The sequence below is a fragment of the Streptomyces sp. NPDC045956 genome, from assembly GCF_056430705.1.
The window spans coordinates 20,909-41,333 of sequence record NZ_JBWKKZ010000001.1 but is presented as its reverse complement, the minus strand read 5'-3'; the positions used below and the strand labels follow the sequence as shown (position 1 = coordinate 41,333).

The 20,425-nt window shown below is 73.1% G+C and carries 14 protein-coding genes; 6 read left to right on the top strand and 8 right to left on the bottom strand.

All coding sequences use genetic code 11. From position 1 onward, the window contains the following. Positions 1-16: 16 nt before the first annotated feature. The gene (gene galE, locus AC07FV_RS00155; protein ID WP_479083551.1) at positions 17-997 is read left to right on the top strand and encodes a UDP-glucose 4-epimerase GalE; all 981 of its coding nucleotides are present in this window, start codon (positions 17-19) and stop codon (positions 995-997) included. Positions 998-1,188: 191 nt separating this feature from the next. Here galE and AC07FV_RS00150 read toward each other — a convergent pair whose 3' ends face one another. Beyond that, positions 1,189-1,824: a TetR/AcrR family transcriptional regulator gene (locus AC07FV_RS00150; protein ID WP_479083549.1), complete on the bottom strand. Its 636-nt coding sequence runs from the start codon at positions 1,822-1,824 to the stop codon at positions 1,189-1,191. Between the two features lie 170 nt (positions 1,825-1,994). Between AC07FV_RS00150 and AC07FV_RS00145 the strand changes: the two genes are divergently transcribed. The 4 genes from AC07FV_RS00145 to AC07FV_RS00130 all read left to right on the top strand — a co-directional run bounded on the left by AC07FV_RS00145 (position 1,995) and on the right by AC07FV_RS00130 (position 7,876). Continuing rightward, a complete protein-coding gene (locus tag AC07FV_RS00145) occupies positions 1,995-2,936 on the top strand; it encodes an ABC transporter permease (RefSeq protein ID WP_479083548.1) in 942 nt (313 codons plus the stop codon). After that, the gene (locus AC07FV_RS00140) at positions 2,929-3,819 is read left to right on the top strand and encodes an ABC transporter ATP-binding protein (RefSeq protein ID WP_479083546.1); all 891 of its coding nucleotides are present in this window, start codon (positions 2,929-2,931) and stop codon (positions 3,817-3,819) included. The genes AC07FV_RS00145 and AC07FV_RS00140 overlap by 8 nt, the downstream gene beginning before the upstream one ends. 137 nt (positions 3,820-3,956) lie before the next feature. Then, positions 3,957-6,176: a CDP-glycerol glycerophosphotransferase family protein gene (locus AC07FV_RS00135; protein WP_479083545.1), complete on the top strand. Its 2,220-nt coding sequence runs from the start codon at positions 3,957-3,959 to the stop codon at positions 6,174-6,176. After that, positions 6,173-7,876, top strand: a complete 1,704-nt coding sequence (locus AC07FV_RS00130; RefSeq protein ID WP_479083544.1) for a glycosyltransferase family 2 protein — start codon at positions 6,173-6,175, stop codon at positions 7,874-7,876. Before AC07FV_RS00135 ends, AC07FV_RS00130 begins: the two co-directional genes overlap by 4 nt. 64 nt (positions 7,877-7,940) lie before the next feature. On the opposite strand, the gene AC07FV_RS00125 is transcribed toward AC07FV_RS00130, so the two are convergent. From AC07FV_RS00125 to AC07FV_RS00110, 4 genes are all read right to left on the bottom strand, one after another. Further along, positions 7,941-9,455, bottom strand: a complete 1,515-nt coding sequence (locus tag AC07FV_RS00125) for a hypothetical protein (RefSeq protein WP_479084854.1) — start codon at positions 9,453-9,455, stop codon at positions 7,941-7,943. A 166-nt stretch (positions 9,456-9,621) separates the two neighbouring features. Next, complete coding sequence (locus AC07FV_RS00120; protein ID WP_479083543.1) at positions 9,622-10,440, bottom strand: ABC transporter permease; 819 nt, start codon at positions 10,438-10,440, stop codon at positions 9,622-9,624. Further along, positions 10,437-11,417 (bottom strand): ATP-binding cassette domain-containing protein, encoded by a 981-nt coding sequence (locus tag AC07FV_RS00115; protein ID WP_479083542.1) that lies wholly within the window; start codon positions 11,415-11,417, stop codon positions 10,437-10,439. The genes AC07FV_RS00120 and AC07FV_RS00115 overlap by 4 nt, the downstream gene beginning before the upstream one ends. A 12-nt stretch (positions 11,418-11,429) precedes the next feature. Then, positions 11,430-12,098, bottom strand: a complete 669-nt coding sequence (locus AC07FV_RS00110) for a DUF4097 family beta strand repeat-containing protein (RefSeq protein WP_479083541.1) — start codon at positions 12,096-12,098, stop codon at positions 11,430-11,432. Between the two features lie 225 nt (positions 12,099-12,323). Here AC07FV_RS00110 and AC07FV_RS00105 point away from each other — a divergent pair, with 225 nt between their 5' ends. Beyond that, positions 12,324-13,073, top strand: a complete 750-nt coding sequence (locus tag AC07FV_RS00105) for a GbsR/MarR family transcriptional regulator (RefSeq protein ID WP_479083540.1) — start codon at positions 12,324-12,326, stop codon at positions 13,071-13,073. 155 nt (positions 13,074-13,228) lie between these two features. On the opposite strand, the gene AC07FV_RS00100 is transcribed toward AC07FV_RS00105, so the two are convergent. From AC07FV_RS00100 to AC07FV_RS00090, 3 genes are all read right to left on the bottom strand, one after another. After that, complete coding sequence (locus AC07FV_RS00100) at positions 13,229-18,184, bottom strand: NAD-glutamate dehydrogenase (protein WP_479083539.1); 4,956 nt, start codon at positions 18,182-18,184, stop codon at positions 13,229-13,231. Between the two features lie 631 nt (positions 18,185-18,815). Beyond that, a complete protein-coding gene (locus AC07FV_RS00095) occupies positions 18,816-19,487 on the bottom strand; it encodes an HAD family hydrolase (RefSeq protein WP_479083538.1) in 672 nt (223 codons plus the stop codon). Positions 19,488-19,618: 131 nt separating this feature from the next. Continuing rightward, positions 19,619-20,134 (bottom strand): DUF6912 family protein, encoded by a 516-nt coding sequence (locus AC07FV_RS00090; protein WP_479083536.1) that lies wholly within the window; start codon positions 20,132-20,134, stop codon positions 19,619-19,621. Between the last annotated feature and the right edge of the window lie 291 nt (positions 20,135-20,425).

Genomic DNA, 20,425 nt, shown 5'->3' with positions numbered 1-20,425 from the left:
CGAGGGGACGGCCGCAATGACCTGGCTGATCACCGGCGGCGCCGGCTACATCGGGGCGCACGTCGTACGGGCGATGACCGAGGCGGGCGAGCGGGCGGTCGTGTACGACGACTTGTCCACCGGCATCGCCGAGCGCGTGCCCGACGGCGTCCCCCTGGTGGTGGGCTCGGTCCTGGACGGCGAACGGGTCGCGCGCGCCCTCACCGACCACTCCGTCACCGGGGTCGTGCACCTCGCGGCGAAGAAGCAGGTCGGCGAGTCGGTGGACCTGCCGCTGCACTACTACCGGGAGAACGTGGAGGGTCTGCGCGTCCTGCTGGAGGCGGTCACGGCGGCCGGTGTCGCGTCCTTCGTCTTCTCCTCCTCCGCGGCCGTGTACGGCATGCCCGACGTCGACCTGGTGACTGAGGAGACGCCGTGCCTGCCCATGTCCCCGTACGGCGAGACCAAGCTGGCGGGTGAGTGGCTGGTCCGGGCGACCGGGCGGGCGGCGGGCCTGTCCACGGCCTCGCTGCGCTACTTCAACGTGGCGGGCGCGGCGAGCCCGGAACTCGCCGACACCGGCGTCTACAACCTCGTCCCGATGGTCTTCGAGAAGCTCACCGAGGGCGCCGCCCCGCGCGTCTTCGGCGACGACTACGCGACGCCGGACGGCACCTGCGTCCGCGACTACATCCACGTGGTCGACCTGGCCGAGGCCCACGTCGCCGCGGCCCGCGCCCTGGCCGCCTCGCCGGGCCGCTCCCTCACCCTCAACATCGGGCGGGGCGAGGGCGTCTCCGTCCGCGAGATAATCGACCGCATCAACGCCCTCACCGGCCACGACCAGCCCCCGACGGTCACCCCGCGCCGCCCCGGCGACCCGGCCCGGGTCGTCGCCTCGGCCGACCGCGCCGCCGTCGAGCTGGACTGGAAGGCCAAGCACGACGTCGAGGACATGATCTCGTCGGCGTGGGCGGGCTGGGTGCGGCTGCATCCGGGGGCCGCGCGGGACTGAACCGGGGTCGGACCACCCCGTCCACGCGGCACCCGGGCCCGCCCCGGGCGCCCCTCACGGCCCCGCCGGAGCTACCCCGGCCGGGGAAAGCCGGCAGCCGCACCGGCAGAGAAGCCACCCGGGGGGACGCCCGCCCGCCCCGCTCCCCGCACCCCGGACCGGAGCGGGGCCTCACCCGGAGGCGACCGCGCTCACAGCGCCTTGAGGCCCTCCGCCGTGGCCCGCGCCAGCGCGCCCAGGTAGCCCTTGGGCAGCTTCGGGCTGCGGATGACCACCGAGCGCCAGTACAGCGGGCCCGAGATCAGGTCGAGGGCCAGGTCGGTGTCGAGGCCGGGGCTCACCTCGCCGCGCTCCCCGGCAGCGGCGAGGATCCTGCTGGCTACGCCGTCCTGCCCCTCGCGCAGGGCCTTCTGCAGGGCCTCGGCGATGTCGGGATTGCGGGCCGCCTCCGCCTGGAGGTCGGGGATGATCTGCGAGGCCACCGGGTGGCGCAGCGCCCGCGAGGTCACCTCGTACAGCAGCCGCAGGTCGCCCTCCAGCGACCCGGTGTCGGGCGCGGGCAGGCCCTGGACGGCGAGCGCGGAGACGATGTCGAGCACCAGGTGCAGCTTGGAGCGCCAGCGCCGGTACACCGCCGTCTTGCCGACCCCCGCGCGGCGCGCGATCCCCTCGATGGACATCCGCGCGTAGCCGACCGCCGCCAGCTCCTCGAAGACCGCCGCCCGGATCGCCTCCGTCACGTCCTCGCGCAGCACCGCCGCCCCGGCGGGGGCCCGGCGGCGGCGCGGGCGCGACTGCGGCTGCGGCTCGTCGGCGTTGGTCGTCATGCGAGCCAAGCATAGGGGCGTCACGACGGAACGGTTGCGTTCCGACGCCGCCACGCCCTACGCTCACGTCACGACGATACGGTCCCGTCCCGACGTAAGTGAACGCACGAGGTCACTCGGGTGAACGCCGGGCGCCGCCCCCTCCCCCCCTCCGAGCGAAAGCAGCGGATGTGAGCCAGGCCCTCCACACACCGCCCCCGACACCGGCCCCCGCACCGGCCCCGGCCGCGCCCACCGGCGACCACGACCTCGCGGCCCTCGCCGCCCGCCACGGGCTGTCGGTCAGCGGCGCCCGCCCCTCACTGCCCGCGTACGTCCGCCAGTTGTGGGCGCGCCGGCACTTCATCGGCGCCTTCGCCACCGCCAAGCTCACCGCCCAGTACAGCCAGGCCAAGCTGGGCCAGCTCTGGCAGGTGATGACGCCCCTGCTCAACGCGGCGGTGTACTACTTCATCTTCGGCGTCCTGATGGACACCAGGCAGGGCGTGGAGGACTTCGTCCCGTTCCTGGTGACCGGCGTGTTCGTGTGGACGTTCACGCAGAGCTCGATCATGGCGGGCACCAAGGCCGTCTCCGGCAACCTCGGCCTGGTGCGCGCCCTGCACTTCCCGCGGGCGGCGCTCCCGGTCTCCTTCTGCCTCCAGCAGCTCCAGCAGCTGCTGTTCTCGATGGCGGCCCTGGTCGTGATCCTGCTCGCCTTCGGTGTGCCGCCCACCGCGTCCTGGGTGCTGGCGGTCCCCGCGCTGGTGCTGCAGTTCGTGTTCAACGCGGGCGTGGCACTGGTGATGGCCCGGGTCGGCTCCAAGATCCCGGACATGGCGCAGCTGATGCCGTTCCTGCTGCGGACCTGGATGTACGGCTCGGGCGTGATGTTCAGCATCCATCACATGACCGGCCCGGACAGCGGCCTGCCCTCGTGGGTCGGGCCGCTCCTCCAGGTCAACCCGGCCGTCGTCTACATCGACCTGATGCGCTTCGCGCTGATCGACAGCTTCGGCGGCGGCATGCTGCCGGACCACGTGTGGGCGCTGGCCCTGGGCTGGGCCCTGGTCGCCGGGATCGGCGGCTTCATCTACTTCTGGAAGGCCGAGGAGACGTACGGTCGTGGCTGACAACACCGGCATCACCGAACAGGCGGGCGAGCGCGTCCCCACCGTCATCGCCGACGGCGTCGACATCGTCTACCGGGTCAACGGCACCGGCGCGGGCCGCGGCTCCGCGACCGCCGCCCTCAACCGCATCCTGCGCCGCGGCAAGGCCGAGAAGGCCGCGGGCGTGCGCCGGGTGCACGCCGTGCGGAACGTGTCCTTCGTGGCGTACCGGGGCGAGGCCATCGGTCTGATCGGCACCAACGGCTCCGGCAAGTCGACGCTGCTCAAGGCGGTCGCCGGGCTGCTCCCGGTGGAGAACGGCCGTATCTACACCGACGGCCAGCCCTCGCTCCTCGGCGTCAACGCGGCCCTGATGAACGACCTCACCGGAGAGCGCAACGTCCACCTCGGCGGTCTGGCCATGGGCATGTCCCGGGCCCAGATCAGGGAGCGGTACCAGGAGATCGTCGACTTCTCCGGGATCAACGACAAGGGCGACTTCATCACCCTGCCGATGCGCACGTACTCCTCCGGCATGGCGGCCCGGCTGCGCTTCTCCATCGCCGCCGCCAAGGACCACGACGTCCTCCTCGTCGACGAGGCGCTGGCCACCGGCGACCGCGCCTTCCAGAAGCGGTCCGAGGAGCGCATCCGGGAGCTGCGCAAGCACGCCGGCACGGTGTTCCTGGTCAGCCACAGCAACAAGTCCATCCGCGACACCTGCGACCGGGTGCTGTGGCTGGAGCGCGGCGAGCTGCGGATGGACGGCCCGACGGACGAGGTGCTGAAGGAGTACGAGAAGTTCACCGGCGGCCCGGACAAGGCGGCGAAACCCAAGCCCGCGTCCAAGCCCGCCCCCGAGGCGGCACCGAAGCCGGCCCCCGGGGCGAAGACGGCCGCCTGAACGTCCCGGCGCCGGTCGCCCTTCGCCCGTCAGGCGCACTCCCGACTCACCCTGTCGCCCGTTTGGTGCCACTATGACCCAATAGGCCGAGCAGCCAGGAGCAGGCCGGGAGCGACGAAGGCGAAGGAGTCCCCGCGATGCCCGAGACCCCTGAACTCAGCGTCGTCGTGTACGGCCCCAACGTCCAGGACCACCTGCCCGCGCTCCTCGGACCCCTGGCCGCCCAGCCGCCCGACGGCGGCGTCGAGGTGATCGTCGCCGCCGTCGGGGACTGGGCCCGGGAGGCGGCCGAGGAGCACGCGCCCGCGTTCACCGTGCTCCCGCTGCCGGACGGGGCCGGTGACGCCGCGGCCCGCGCGGCGGGAGCGGCGCGGGCCGCCGGCCGGTGGCTGCACTTCGTCCACGCCAAGGACGGGCTGCCCGCCGGCGCCCCGCGCACCCTCGCCGCCCACGCGGCGAGCCTCCCGGACACCGTGGACGTCCTGCTCTTCGACCACGTCCGCAGCAGCTGGCGGACCTCCGGCCTGCCCTCCCCCGACGGCCCCCGCCTGGCCCGGGCCGGCGGCGCCGACCTGGCCCTCGACGACCGCGCGGCGCTGCTCGGGCTGGCCCCGCTGCTCGGCAACCGCGCCGTGCGCGCCGGCTTCTGGCGGGCGCGCGAACGGCTCCTGACCACCGACGACGAACCGTTCGCCGCGTATGCGGCCCTGCTGCTCGCCGACCGCGTCGCCTGCCTTCCCCACGCCGCCTACGAGGTCCGCGCGCTGCGCCGCGAGAGCCTGCCCCCCGTCCCGCCCGAGCGGCGGCACGCGCTGGTCGAGCGCTACGAGAGCCTCCTGGACCTGGCCGCCGACCGCCCGGCCGCCTACGCCGTCCTGTACGACCTGATGGTCGGCGACTGCCTGCGCACCTTCGCCCGCGCCGGGATGCCGGACGGCGTCGCGCGGGAGTTCTTCCGGCGGGCCTCCCTGGCCGCCCGGCACCGCCGCCCCGACGGCCACCGGCGCCCACCCGGCCTCGAAGGCCTGCGCCGGTCGCTGCTGGAGGAGGACGCCTGCACGGAGTACCGCGCGCTCCAGGCCGCCAACCGCACGCGCCGCAGGGTGCGTTCCGCCGTCCGCTCCGGCAGGCGCCGGGCCGGCACGCTGCTGCGCACGGCCCAGTACCGCCGGGCGCTGGCCGAGCCGGTCGATCCCCACCTCGCCGTCTTCTCCGCTTACTGGGCCCGCGGCGTGGCCTGCAACCCGGCCGCGATAGCCGCCGAGCTGGCCCGGCTCGCCCCCGGCGTCCACCCGGTGTGGGTGGTCACCGCGGCGGGCGCCGCCCTGCTGCCGCCCGGCACCGACCACGTCGTGCCCGGCACCCGCCGCTACTGGGAGGTGCTGGCGCGGGCCAAGTACCTGGTCAACAACGTCAACTTCCCGGACGCGGTCGTCAAGCGCCCCGGCACCGTCCACCTCCAGACCCACCACGGCACGCCGCTCAAGCGCATGGGCCTGGACCAGCTGCCGTACCCGGCCGCCGCCCGGGGCCTGGACTTCCAGGCGCTGTTGGAGCGCGTCGACAAGTGGGACTTCAGCGTCTCCGCCAACAGCCACTCGACCCGCATGTGGCAGCGGGCCTACCCCTCCCGGCACGTCTCCCTCGACCACGGCTACCCGCGCAACGACGTCTACTACCGCGCCGGTGCCGCCGAGGTCCGGGCGGTCCGCGAGCGCCTCGGCATCGCGCCCGGCCGCCGGGCGGTGCTGTACGCCCCGACCCACCGCGACTACGAGGCCGGCTGGACGCCGCGCCTGGACCTCGCCGCGCTCGCCGACCAACTCGGTGAGGAAACGATTCTTCTGGTGCGGGCCCACTACTTCTACGAGACCGCCGCCTCCCCCTCCTCCCCGCTGGCCGGTCTGCGCCGCGCCGGCCGGATCATCGACGTCTCCTCCTACGACCCCGTCGAGGAGCTGTGCCTGGCGGCCGACGCGCTGGTGACGGACTACTCGTCGATCATGTTCGACTACGCCAACCTCGACCGCCCGATCGTGATCCACGCCGACGACTGGGAGACGTACCGCACCACCCGCGGCGTCTACTTCGACCTGACGGCCGAGGCCCCGGGCCCGGTCGCCCGCACCCAGCGGGAGCTGGCGGACATCCTCACCACGGACGCCTGGCACGACGAGCGCGCGGCGAAGACGCGGACCGCCTTCCGGCGCCGGTTCTGCGAGTACGACGACGGCCGCGCCGCCGAGCGCGTCGTCCGCCGGGTCTTCCTCGGGGAGGACGAACGGACGCTGCCGCCCGTACTGCCGATCGAGGAGCGCACCCCGGCCCCGAGCCCCGAGGAGGCGACCGCGTCATGACCACGGTCCAGAGCCCGGCCAGGAGCACGGCCGTGACCACGCCGGACGTCACCGTCACGGTCATCGTCCACAACGACGCCGCACGCCTGCCCCGCGCGGTCGCGTCCGTCCTGCGCCAGACCCACACCGACCTCGAGGTCGTCATCAGCGACGACCACTCGACGGACGCGACCCCGGACGTGGCGCGGCGGCTGGCGGCACGCGACCCCCGCGTCGTGTACCTCCGCCTGCCCGAGAACAGCGGCGGTTGCAGCGCGCCGCGCAACCGCGCCCTGGAGATCGCGCGGGCGCCGTACCTGATGTTCCTGGACAGCGACGACGAGCTGCCCGAGCGCGCCGTCGAGGTGCTGCTCGCCGCCCACCGGGAACGCGACCTCGACTTCGCGATGGGCGCGGTGCACCGGGTGCGCGTGGACAACGGACGCCGTACGACGTGGATGCCGCACCTGGTCGCCGAGCGCCGCACGCTCGACGGCATCGAGGCCGACCCGCGGCTGCTCTTCGAGCACCTGGCCACCAGCAAGATGTACGCCCGGGCCTTCCTCGACCGGCACGGCCTGCGCTTCCCGGAGGGCATCCACTACGAGGACCAGCTCTTCTCCGCGCAGGCGTACTGCCTGGCCAGGGCGTTCACCGTCGTCCCGGACCCGGTCTACCGCTGGTACGTCGCCCCGTACGCCGCCTCCGAGGCCGCCTCCATCTCCAACCAGCGGCACAAGCTGAGCAACGTCCGGGACCGCGTGCACGTGCAGCGCCTGATCGACGCGTTCCTGGCCGGGAGCGGGCACGGGTCGCTGCGCGAGGACAAGGACTTCAAGTTCCTCAAGCACGACTTCCGGATGTACGCCGGTGACCTGCCGTACCGGGACGACGCGTGGCTGGCGTCCTTCGCGGACCTCATGGCCCCGTACCTCGACACCCTGGCGCCGGGCGCCTTCGCCCGTCTGCCCCGCGCCGAACGCGTCGTGCTCCAGCTGGTCCGCGACCGCCGCCTCGACGACGTCCGGGAGGCGGCCCGCGGTCTCGGCCACGCCGTCGCCCCGCGCCGGACCACCACGGACCCGGCGGACGGCCGTACCTACTGGGGCGGGGAGGTCCCGCGCTCCGCACCGGCCCGCCGGGAACTGGACCTGACGGACCTGGACCTGGACACCCGCCCGTTCTTCACCGCTCTGTTCCGCCACGAGATCACGGAGGTCGCGCGGGGGCCCGGCGCCTCGGTCGACCTGACGGTCCGCACGTACGACCCCGCGCTGCGCCTCCCGGTCGGCCCCCAGCGCGCCACCCTCCACCTCGCCCCCGGACGCCGCCGGCTCACGGTCGCCTTCCGCCTCTCCCCCGTCCGCCCCGGCGTCTTCGAGGGCCGCGTGCGCCTGGACCTGGCGTCGGCGCGCCTGCCCGTGCAGGGCTTCGAGGGCGTCCGCCACCCCGTGCTCCGCCTCCGGGGACAGGGCCGGACCCACACGGGCGTGCTCCTGGCTCCGCTGTCCTTCCCGCCCCTGACCGCCCGCGTCCCGTACCACGGGGGCACCACTCCCCACCGGGTCACCGCGGAACCGGAGGGTCACGACCCGGGCCGCCTGCAGATCCGCTGGCAGCCCGTGGGCAGCACGGCCGCCGTCGTCCGTCCGGCCGTACGCCGCCTGGCGACGCCCCGCGTGAGACGGGCGGCCCGCCTGGCGGCCGCGGTCCTGCGCTGACCCCCGCACCGGGCGGGCGGGACACAGGTCGCGCTCTGCGCGCGGCCGCCGCCCGGGCCGCCGTTCAGTCCGCGACCGCGTACAGCACCTGCCCGCCCGGCCCCCGGGCCACCGCCCGCAGCCCCTCGGCCCCGCGGGGCCCCGCGTCCCGGTCCACCACCCACCGCACGCCGTACTCCCGCAGGATGTCGCGCCGCGTCCCCGCCGCCGTGTCCGGCGCGAAGTACGTCCGCACCGCCGCCGTCCGGGCGTCCTCGTCCCGCAGGAAGAAGTCGGGATAGCCGGGAGCCACCGTGTACGCCCCGTACGCCGGGATCTGCCGCGCCGGGAGCCGCCGCGCCATGACCACGTCCCCGTAGCCCACCCACGGCGTGATCCAGTGGTATCCCGGCCACGGCTTCGGCGACTTCCCCGCGACCGCGCCCGGCAGGGCCTCCCGGTCGACCACGTACGCGAGCGTCCCCGCCTGCCCCCAGGCCCCCACCGCCAGCGCCGCGGCCAGCACGCACGCCCACCCGGCCCGCACCGCCCGCCGCCCCGGCTCCACCACCTCCAGCGCCACCGCGACCTGCGCCGGGATCAGCGCGGCGGGCAGCACCCGTCCCCAGGACCAGTGCCCGCTCACCCCGCCCGCCGCGAACACGACCGCGCCCAGCAGGAAGAACAGCACCAGGGTGTCCCGCCGGTCGCGCCGCCACCGCACCCCCAGCGCCGCCACCCCCGGCAGGGCCAGCCAGTACCGCCCGAGGAGGTCCCGGTAGAGCGACCGGTGCACCGCGTCCATCCCGTCGCCGGCACCGAGCAGCGCGTAGAAGTCGTAGTACGGCCAGAGCCACAGCACCACCGCCCCCACCAGCAGCCCCGCGACCAGCCGCCCCCACACCCTCCACCCGGCCCGCGCCGCCCCCACGACGGCGAGGGCACCCAGGGAGGCGACGATCCCGGAGAACTGGTGCACCAGCAGGACCACCGCCCACAGCACCCCGAGCCCGGCCAGGACCCCCCACCCCGCCGGCCGCTCCCCGCTCCCGCGCACCGCCCGGGCCAGCCAGGCCCAGAGGTGGAAGGCGAGGCCGAGCGCGAAGACGCTCGGGTACGACACCGTCAGGGCGAGGGAGGTGAGCCCGAGGAAGCCGCTCCAGCCGAACTGGGCCGTCCCCCACAGCAGCACCAGGCACAGCAGGGCGAGCGGCGGTGCGGCCGGGCGGGCGCTCAGCGTGCGGACGTACCGCCACACCCCGGTCGCCAGCAGCCCGAGCGCCACCAGCGCCCCGAGCCGCAGCACGACGAAGACGGAGACCCCGGTCACCCGCGCCACGCAGCCCAGCAGAACCGTCCAGGGCGAGTAGTACGGGCTCGGGGTGTCCGCGTCGACCAGGGGGTTGCCGGGGTCGAGCAGGCTGTGCCGCAGGCGTTGCAGGGTGGCCGCGTGCATGCCCAGGTCACCGGCCCAGGGCAGCCGGACGACCACCAGGAGCAGCAGCAGGAGGAGGAGGGCGGCGACCGCGCCGACGGTGGCCGCTCCTGGGGCGGCGACCGTGCGTGGCGGTACGGCACGCGTCGTCCCGGGGCGCTCCATCACGCCGTCACTTTATCCGTAATGTCCCGTTCTCCGCCGGGGGTGGGGATGCCGTGCGTGCGCGAGGGCCGTCCACGCGGAACGGGGCGGCGTCTGCCGACTCGGTGTCGGAGGACGCCGCCCCGGGGCGGAACGCGTTGCGGGTGGGCCCGCGCCGGCATGCCGGCTACTTCGGGTCGCGGTTGAACGTCGCGGTCGACCAGAAGTAGCCGAGGAGCGTGAGGCCCAGGCACCAGGCGACGGCGAGCCAGCCGTTGTGGCCGATCTCGGTGCCGAGCAGCAGGCCCCGCAGGGTCTCGATGGCCGGCGTGAAGGGCTGGTACTCGGCGACCGGCTGGAACCAGCCCGGCATGGAGTCGACCGGGGTGAAGGCGCTGGACAGGAGCGGCAGCAGGATCAGCGGCATCGCGTTGTTGCTGGCCGCCTCGACGTTCGGGCTGACCAGGCCCATGCCGACAGCGATCCAGGTGAGCGCCGTGGCGAAGAGCACGAGCAGTCCGAAGGCCGCGAGCCACTCCAGGGCGGTGGCGTCCGTGGAGCGGAAGCCGATGGCCACGCCCACGATCCCCACCAGGACCACACTCAGGACCGACTGGAGCACACTGCCGACCACGTGCCCGACGAGCACCGAGGGGCGGTGGATCGCCATGGTACGGAAGCGGGCGATGATGCCCTCGTTCATGTCGCCGGCCACGGAGACCGCGGTGCCGATCACGGTGGAGCCGATGGTCATCAGCAGCAGGCCCGGGACGACGTACGCGATGTACGCGGAGCGGTCCGGGCCGCCGCCGCCGATGCCCGCGCTCATCGCGTCGCCGAAGATGTACACGAAGAGCAGCAACAGCATGATCGGCGTGAGCAGCAGGTTCAGGGTGAGGGACGGATAGCGCCGGGCGTGCAGGAGGTTGCGGCGCAGCATCGTGGACGAGTCGCGCACGGCGAGGGACATCCGGCTCGGGCGGGCGGGCGCGGTGGGGGTGCTCATCGTGCGGTCTCCTCGGGCTGGTCGGCGGGGCGGGGCAGGGCGGACCGCGCGGCGGTGTCCGTCAAGGCGAAGAACACGTCGTCGAGGTCGGGGGTGTGCACGGTCAGCTCGTCGGCCTCGACGCCGGCCGCGTCGAGCCGGTCGAGGACGGCACGCAGCGCGCGCTGGCTGCCGTCGTTGGGGAGTTGCAGGGCGAGGGCTTCGTCGTCGCGGGTGACCCCTTCCAGGGCGAGGGCGGCGCTCCGGTAGGCGGCGGGGTCGGTGAAGCGCAGGCGGACGTGGCCACCGGGGACGAGCCGCTTCAGCTCCTCGGCGCTGCCCTCCGCTGCGATCCCGCCGTCGTGGAGCACGGCGATGCGGTCGGCGAGCTGGTCGGCCTCCTCCAGATACTGGGTGGTGAGGAAGACCGTCACCCCGCCCGTGACCAGCTCGCGGATGATGCCCCACATGGTGTGGCGGCTGCGCGGGTCCAGGCCGGTGGTCGGCTCGTCGAGGAAGATGATCCGCGGGCTTCCCACCAGGGTCATCGCGATGTCCAGGCGGCGCTTCATGCCGCCGGAGTAGGTCGAGGCCGGCTTCTTCGCCGCCTCCGCCAGGTCGAACCGCTCCAGCAGCTCGGCGGTCACCCGACGGCCCTCCGCCCTGGACAGGTGGTGCAGGTCGGCCATCAGGAGCATGTTCTCCTCGCCGGTGATCAGACCGTCCACCGCGGAGAACTGCCCGGTGACCCCGATCGCGGCCCGGACCGCCTGTGGCTCGGCGGCCAGGTCGTGGCCTCCGACGTGGATGCCGCCGGTGCCCGGGTCGGCGGAGACGAGGGTGGAGAGGATCTTCACGGCGGTGGTCTTGCCGGCGCCGTTCGGGCCGAGCAGGGAGAAGATCGTTCCTTCGGGGACGGCCAGGTCGATGCCGTCGAGCACGGTCCTGTCGCCGTAGGACTTGCGCAGCCCGTTCGCCGCGATCGCCAGGTGGGTCATGGTGAGGGCTCCTCAGAGGCTGCGGGCGGCGATGTCGCCGTACGCGGTGGTGGCGTGGACGGTCAGGTCGGCGGTGCCGTCGGTGTTGCGCAGCGCGTTGTCGATCCGGCCGTAGCCGGTGCCGGCGTCCAGGGCGGTGCAGACGCCGCGGGCGGCGACCACGGACACGTCACCGGACTCGGTGCGCAGCACGACCTCGCCGCCCAGCGCCTCGGCGATGGTGATGTCGCCCTTCTGGGTGCTGATCCGCGCGGCACCGCGCAGCCGGCGGACCGAGACGTCGCCGTCGAGGAGGGTGACGCGGGCGCTCTCGGCCTCGTCGAGCTTGACCGAGCCCTGCGCCAGTTCGAGGGTCACGTCGCCGAACCGGCCGACGCCCCGGAACTCCCCGGCGGCGGCCTTCGCCTCGACCCGGGAGCCGGTGGGCAGCTGGACGGTCACCTCGACGGCGCCGGAGTCGCCGAGGAGCCGGTTCTTCTCCGATGCGGCCTCGATCCGCAGGACGCCTTCGTGGTACTCGACGGCGATCCGCTCCGCAGCCTTCACGTCGCCGCCCTTGGCCGCGTTCGCCGGGAGGATCTCGACGGTGGTGTCGGCACGGTCCGCGGCGATGAACCGGATGTGTCCCGCGGGGAGGTCGAGAACGGCGGAGACGGGGGCGGTGGTGTCGAACTTCGGCATGGTGTCCTCCTGGCTGCTCGCTGCTTTCTGACATCACGAACGCTACGTTGCATTCACGGATCGCTCAACGCCTTTGTTGCATTGGAACTAGATAATCGCAGTTCAGAGGCCACTATTCGTTGCAACTGATAGAGATCTAACGCAACGTCACCTCCACCTTCGTTGCAATAGCAGGAAACTGAACGCTATGCTGGGGGAGTTGACGAAGAGGAAGGGAGGCCCCCGGTGCCGGGAGGCAGACTCACCCAGCAGGAACGGCGGCAGATCGCGCTGGGACTGGCCGACGGGCTCGCCTACGCGGAGATCGCCAGAGGCCTCGACCGCCCCACGTCGACGGTCACGCGTGAGGTGATGCGCAACGGCGGGCCGACCGCCTACCGCGCCGACCTCGCCCACCACGCCACCGAGCGCCGTGCCCACCGGCGCAGGCAGGCGGCCCCGCGCGGACCCGAGGACGCCCCGCAGGCCCCCGGGCGGGACGCCGAGGCGGTGCGGGAGTACGAGGAGACGTTCACCGTCCACTTCATGCAGTCGGGCCTGCCCCGGATGACGGCCCGCGTGCTGACCTGCCTGCTCACCACCGACGCCGGCAGCCTCACCGCCGCCGAACTGGTCCAGCGTCTCGAGATCAGCCCGGCGTCCGTCTCCAAGGCGGTCGCCTTCCTGGAGGCCCAGGGCCTGATAGGCCGGGAACGCGACGAGCGCCGCCGCGAGCACTACACCGTGGACAACGGCGTCTGGTACGACGCGATGATCGCCAGCGCCCGGAACAACACCCGGTTCGCCGAGATGGCGCGCCAGGGCGTCGACCTGCTCGGCCCCGGCAGCCCCGCCGCCGCCCGACTGGAGAACGTCGCCCGCTTCATGGAGTTCATCGGCGAGAGCATCGCCCGTGCCGCGGAGCAGGCCCGGGAGATCCTCTACACCGAGCCGCCCCGGGACGCCGCCGACCCGGCGGGCACGGGTCCCGCATAGCCGGGCGCGGGCCGGCGCGGACTCCCGGCGAGCCCCCTCTCGACGCGAAGGTGCCCCGGGCCGTGTCGGCCCGGGGCACCTCGGACGGTCCTTCCGTTCGAACGGCCGGACGGCCGTACCGTCAGGACGATCACGCCGTCCGGACGATCACGCCGTCAGGAATGCGTGCGCAGCAGCGTCCGCATCGTCCGCATCGCCACCGACAGGTTGGACAGGTCGAAGGCGTCCGAGCCGTGGATCTCCTCCAGCGTGGTGCGGGCCCGGCCGAGGATCGCCGCGTTCTTCTGCTCCCACGCCTTGAACCGCTGCTCGGGCGTCGACGTGCCGTTGCCCACCGCCAGCACGTCCGCGGTCAGCGCCGCGTGCGCCGCGTACAGGTCCTCGCGGATCGCCGCACGGGCCATGGACTGCCAGCGGTCGTTGCGCGGCAGGTCGCTGATCCGGTCCATGAGCTGGGTGACGCTGAGCCGGTCGGCGAGGTCGTAGTACACCTCGGCGACGTCCAGCGGCTCCTTGCCCATGCGGTCGGCCACCGACACGATGTCCAGCGTCGGGAAGGCCGAGGAGAACCCGGCCACCCGCGTCGCCGGCTCGTCCGGCACACCGGCGGCGGTCAGCTCGTCGTAGATGTGCTGGTACCACTCGGCGTCCGCGCCGCGCAGCAGCTTCGGCAGCTGCGACCAGACCTGCTCGACGCGCTCGGCGAAGAAGTCCACCGTCTCCGCCAGCTCCAGCGGCTGCGGCCGGTTGTTGAGCAGCCAGCGGGTGCCGCGCTCGACCAGCCGGCGCGAGTGCAGCCGGATACGGGTCTGGACCCCGGCCTCGACCGTGTTGTCCAGGGCCTCCACCGCGTCCCACACCGGGGAGGAGCGGAAGATCGCCCGGGCCGCGGTCTGCGCCCGCACGATCTCCTCGAGCGACGCACCGGTCTCCTCGCGCATCCGGTGCAGGTACGTCGTACCGCCCGTGTTGACCGTGTCGTTGACCAGGACGGTCGTCGTGATCTCCCGGCGCAGCGGGTGGCCGTCGATCCGGTCCGGGAACTGCTCGCGCAGCGCCTTGGGGAAGTAGGCGTGCAGCAGGCCCTTGAGGTACGGGTCGTCGGGCAGCGTGGTGTGCAGCAGCTCCTCGGCGACCGTGATCTTCGTGTACGCCAGCAGCACGGCCGTCTCCGGGCCGGACAGACCCTGCCCGGCGCTCAGCCGCTCGCGGATCTGGCGGTCGGTGGGCAGGAACTCCAGGGCCCGGTTGAGGTGGCCCTCGCGGACCAGGTGGCGCATGAAGCGCTGCTGGGCGTGGAGCATGTCCTTGGACTGCGCCAGGGCGTTGGCGATCGCCGTGTTCTGCGCGTAGTTGTTGCGCAGGACCAGGGCGCCGACCTCGTCGGTCATCTCGGCGAGCAGCTTGTTGCGCTGCTTGACGGTCATGTCGCCGTCCTTGACGAGACCGTTGAGCAGGATCTTGATGTTCACCTCGTGGTCGGAGGTGTCCACGCCCGCGCTGTTGTCGATGGCGTCGGTGTTGATCCGGCCGCCGTGCACCGCGAACTCGATCCGGCCCAGCTGGGTCAGGCCCAGGTTGCCGCCCTCGCCGACGACCTGGACCCGCAGGTCCCTGCCGTCGACACGGATGGCGTCGTTGCCCTTGTCGCCGACGTCGCCGTTGGACTCGGTGGACGCCTTGACGTACGTGCCGATGCCGCCGTTCCACAGCAGGTCGACCGGCGCCGAGAGGATCGCCTTCATCAGGTCGGCCGGGGTCATCTTCGTGATCCCGGACTCGATGCCGAGGGCCTCGCGGACGTGCGCGTTGACCGGGATCGACTTGGCCGTGCGCGGGAAGATCCCGCCGCCCGCCGAGAGCAGCGCGGTGTCGTAGTCCTCCCACGAGGAGCGCGGCAGGTCGAACAGCCGGCGGCGCTCGGCGTACGAGGTGGCCGCGTCCGGCGTCGGGTCGAGGAAGATGTGCCGGTGGTCGAAGGCGGCGACCAGGCGGATGTGCTCGCTGAGCAGCATGCCGTTGCCGAAGACGTCACCGGACATGTCGCCGATGCCGACGACGGTGAAGTCCTGGGTCTGGGTGTCCACGCCCAGCTCCCGGAAGTGCCGCTTGACGGACTCCCAGGCGCCGCGGGCGGTGATGCCCATGCCCTTGTGGTCGTAGCCCGCCGAACCGCCGGAGGCGAAGGCGTCGCCGAGCCAGAAGTTGTAGGACTCGGCGACCTCGTTGGCGATGTCCGAGAACTTCGCGGTGCCCTTGTCGGCGGCGACGACGAGGTAGGTGTCGTCCTCGTCGTGCCGGACGACGTCGGCGGGCGGGACCACCTCGCCCGCGACCATGTTGTCCGTGATGTCCAGCAGCGCCGAGATGAAGGTCCGGTAGCTGGCGATGCCCTCGGCCATCCAGGCGTCGCGGTCGACGCTCGGGTCGGGCAGCTGCTTGGCGACGAAGCCGCCCTTGGCGCCGACCGGCACGATGACCGTGTTCTTCACCATCTGCGCCTTGACCAGGCCGAGGATCTCGGTGCGGAAGTCCTCCCGCCGGTCCGACCAGCGCAGACCACCGCGCGCGACCTTGCCGAAGCGCAGGTGCACGCCCTCGACCCGCGGCGAGTACACCCAGATCTCGAACGCCGGGCGCGGCGCGGGCAGGTCCGGGATGGCCTGCGGGTCGAACTTCATGGAGACGTACTCGTGCGGCCTGCCGCCCGCCGCCTCCTGGAAGAAGTTGGTCCGCAGCGTCGCCTTGATGACGGTGAGGAAGGAGCGCAGGATGCGGTCCTCGTCGAGGCTCGCCACCTGGTCGAGGGCCGCGTCGACCTCTTCGAGCAGGGCGTCGACGATCTCGCGCCCGGCACGCTGCCGCTCCGGCGCCATCCGCGCCTCGAACAGGGAGACGAGCAGCCGCGTGGTGTGGACGTTGTTGCGGAGGGTGTCCTCCATGTAGTCCTGGCTGAACGTCGAGCCGGCCTGCCGCAGGTACTTGGCGTACGCGCGCAGCACCATCGCCTGCCGCCAGGTCAGTCCGGCGCTGAGCACCAGGGCGTTGAAGCCGTCGTTCTCCGCCTGGCCGGTCCAGGTCGCGGCGAAGGCGTCCTGGAAGCGCTCGCGCGCGTCGTCGCCGAGGTAGTCGGCGCCGCCGGCCACCGCCTTCGGCATGCGCAGGCCGAAGTCGTAGATCCAGGCCGTCGTGCGGTCCGAGCAGCGCAGCTCGTAGGGCCGCTCGTCGGTGACCTCGACGCCGAGCCGGCTGAGCACCGGCAGCACGGCGGACAGGGAGACCGAGCCGCCCTTCTGGAAGATCTTGAACCGGCGCTCCTGCGGCGCGGCGCCCACCGGCTCGTACAGGCTCAGCGCGAACGTCCGGTCCTCGTCGAGCCGCTCCAGGTGGCCGAGGTCGGCGACCGCGGAGCGCGGACCGTGGTCCGCCTTGTAGCCCTCGGGGAAGGCGCTCCCGTAGTGGCGCAGCAGCTCGGCGGAGCGCTCCTCGCCCATCTCGGCGTTGAGCGCCTCGGCGAACCCGTCGGCCCAGGAGCGGGCGGCCTCGACGAGGCGGGCCTCGATGCGCTCCTTGTCGGCGTCGGACAGCTCCGGCAGCTCGGTGCCCTGCGGGACCCGGACCACGAAGTGCAGCCGGGAGAGGATCGACTCGGTGTTCCAGGCGGTGAAGTCGACGCTGGTACCGCCGAGCTCCTCCTTGAGGATGTCGATGATCCGCAGCCGCACCCCGGTGGTGTAGCGGTCCCGGGGGAGGTAGACGAGGGCGGAGTAGTAGCGCCCGTACTCGTCCTGCCGCAGGTAGAGCCTCAGCCGGCGCCGCTCCTGGAGGTAGAGCACCGAGGTGACGATCGGCTCCAGCTCCTCGACGGGCATCTGGAACATCTCGTCGCGCGGGTAGGTCTCCAGGATCTGCAGCAGATCCCGCCCGTCGTGGCTGTTGGGCGAGAAGCCGGCCCGCTCCAGCACCTCCTCCACCTTGCGCCGGACGACCGGCACCCGGCGGACGGACTCCGTGTAGGCGGCGGACGAGAACAGACCGAGGAAACGCCGCTCGCCCACGACGTTGCCCTGCTCGTCGAACTTCTTGACGCCGACGTAGTCCAGGTACGACGGCCGGTGCACGGTGGCCCGGCTGTTGGCCTTGGTCAGCACGAGCAGCCGGTGCTCGCGGGCCTTGGCCCGGGCGTCGGCCGGGAGCCGCTCGAAGGACGGGCTGACCGGGTGGCTCTCGTCGGTCGCGTGGTGCGGGTCGGAGCGCAGGATGCCGAGCCCGGTGCCGGCGACGGCGGCGAGGGAGTCGTCGCCGCGCAGCTGGTACTCGCGGTAGCCGAGGAAGGTGAAGTGGTCGTCGGCCAGCCAGCGCAGCAGCTCGCGGGCCTCCTCCAGCTCCCGCGGGGGCAGGTCGTCGGGCGTGGGCTCGGCGGGCAGGCCTTCCGCGAGGCGGACGGCCGCGTCCCGCATCTTGCCCCAGTCCTCGACGGTCTCGCGGACGTCGTTCAGGACGCGCAGCAGGTCGGCGGTGATCTGCTTCAGGTCGCCGCGGTCGGTCTCGCGGTCGATCTCGACGTGGATCCAGGACTCGACGTGGGCGTCGTGCGGCAGGTCGTCGGACGGGCCGCCGTTGAGCACCTCGACGAGCTTCCCGGCGACATCGCGGCGGACCACGATCAGCGGGTGCACGACGACGTGGATGCCGCGGCCCTGGCGGGTCAGCTCGTTCGTCACGGAGTCGACGAGGAAGGGCATGTCGTCCGTGACGACCTCGACGACGGAGTGGCTGCACGTCCAGCCGTTCTCCTCGACCGTCGGGGTGTGCACCCTGACGTTCGCCGTGCCCTGCGGGCGGTTCTCCGCCAGCCGGTAGTGCGAGACCGCGGCGCCGAAGACGTCGACCGGGTCCCGGTCGGTCAGGTCCTCCGGGGCGGTGTGCCGGTAGTAACGCCGGAGGAACGCGAACACGGATGCGTGGTCCGGGGCCGGGGTGCCCGGGGTGTCCGGGGTGCCCTCGTCCGTCGTCCCAGTCGGTAGGTGCCCCCCGACCGGGCTGTTCTCAGCTACCCGGGCAGCCCTTTCGAGCAGCTCGGCCTTGGCTTCGTCCAGCTTGGTCTGCATTGTCCTCTGGCTCCTGTCGCGCGCCGTTGCGTGACGTAGAAGGAAGTACGGTCTCCTGCCTTCCGGCATGACGTCGGGACACGGGGTGTCCGGTCTGGTCCGACGCTATGCCGCAAGATGAGAGGAGCGGGGGCATATCAGCCAATGTCGCCGCGCCCGTCGGGTGTGACGTCGCTCTCGCCGTCACCGTGCCGGGGGTGCGCGGCGCCGTACCGGGGGCCTTCGATGCCCCGTCCCGCCCGCGAAGACCAGCGACCGCCGCCCGGACACGGATGTCGTCCGTGCGTACCGGGCGCAGGGCAGGGGCGCCGGTGCCCCCGCGAGCTATCGCGCTGATCACGCCACAAGGCTATCGCCCCCCGCCGGGCCCCCGTCACGAGCCGTATGTGTACAAAAGCAGGGGTGAAACTTTGACGTTCTGCACAGATGCGGCCGCCTGACGGGGTCGCTCGGGCCACACCTGCCCCTTGCGCCCCCCTGCCCCTGATCGCAGGGTGCCCGGGCCGGTCACCCCCACCGCGGCACCACCCTCGCGGGCCTCACCGTCGCCGTCCCGCCGAGTCGGCGGCCGGGGCCCGCCCGGCGCGCGGCACGTGCCGCACCCGCACCGCCCCGCCCCGCCGACCGGCGCCTACGCCGCCAGCCGCTCCGCCTCCGCCACGGCTTCCCGCAGCGTGTCCACGACCGGCACCCCGAACCCCTCCAGACTGGCCCGGCTGTGCGACCCCCCGGTGTAGAGCACCGCCCGCGCCCCCACGTGCCCCGCGGCCACCGCGTCGTCGCCGGCGTCCCCGATCACCACCGTGCGAGCGGGCTCCACCCCGGCGAGCGCCAGCTCCGCGAGGTGCCGCACCATGTGCTCGGCCTTGCTGCCCCCGGACGGCCCGGTCCGCCCGTCGACGCGTATGAAGTGGGCCTCGATGCCGAAGTCCTTCACCAGCGGGACCAGCTCGTCGTGGCCGTACATGCTGAGGATCGACTGGCTGCGCCCCGCCGAGCGCCAGCCCGCGAGCAGTTCCACCGCGCCCTCGGTGAGCCCGCACCGCACGCGGTGCTCGATGTAGTGGCGGTGGAAGGCCGAGTCCATGACCCGCCACTCGGCATCGGTGGGCAGCCGGCCCATCAGCCGCTCGTAGAACTTCGGCACCGGCACGCAGTACAGCGTCCGGTACTGCTCCAGCGTGATCGGTGTCAGCCCCAGCTCGGCGAAGGCCGCGTTGGTCGCCGCGATGATCGCGTCGTTGTCGTGGAACAGCGTCCCGTTCCAGTCCCAGACGATGTGCGCCCCTGTCTGCATCCCCATGCCCGAAAACGTACCCGCCGCCACTGACAATCAGCCGGGCACCCCGGCTGTACGCCCGCACCGGGGCGAGGCCCGGCGACGGACACTCCGGGGCCGGAGCCCGGCCGCGCGGCCGAGCCCGGGCTCAGGCGTCAGCCGCGCTCGCTCACCAGCGCCGGGATCTCCTGCGTGGCGTACCACAGCAGCTCGTGGTCCCCCGCGCCGTCCACGACGAAATGGGCGTCGTCGTCCCCGCCGTCCGCCGCCGCGAGGGCGTCGGCCGCGGCGGTCACGTCCGCCTCCGCGTCGGCGGAGTCGACGTGCACGGAGGCCGCCTTGGCCAGCGGCAGCGGCCCCGCGACCCGCACCTCGCCCAGCGTCGCGGGGTCGGCCCCCCGCCCCGCATCGGCCGAGACGCCGCCGTCGGGCACGTCGGCGGCCACCACGACCCGGCGGCGCGGCACACCGGCGTCGGCCGCCAGCAGCCGCAGCGAGGCCAGCGCGGCCCGGCTCAGGGCGGCGTACTCCAGCTCCTCGATGTCGTCCGTGCGGTACCACTCGCGCAGCGCCGGCGTGACGGCGTACGCGACGAGCTGTCCGGTCTCCAGCTGTCCCGACCTGTGCGCCTCGGCGAGACCGGAGAGGGTCAGGGGGACGTAGACGCGCATGTGACGGCCGCTTTCGTGGTCGGGTCCACCGGAGGCACCGAACGGCCTGGGGCGGGAGTGAAAGGTCTTCAGGATACGTGTGGGTGTCCCCTTTCGGGTTCCCGCACATGACGCCCCACACGTCCACTCCGGTCCCCGGAACTCACCCGGCGCACCCCCGTCGTCCCGGGCTCTCCCCCGGCTCCGGTCACTCGGATAAGTGAATCTCCCGGCCCCCTCCCCCGGGCCTCCCTCCTCCTTGCCGTACCGCCCCGCGACCCCGTACAAGATCCACGACCACGAAGTTACTGC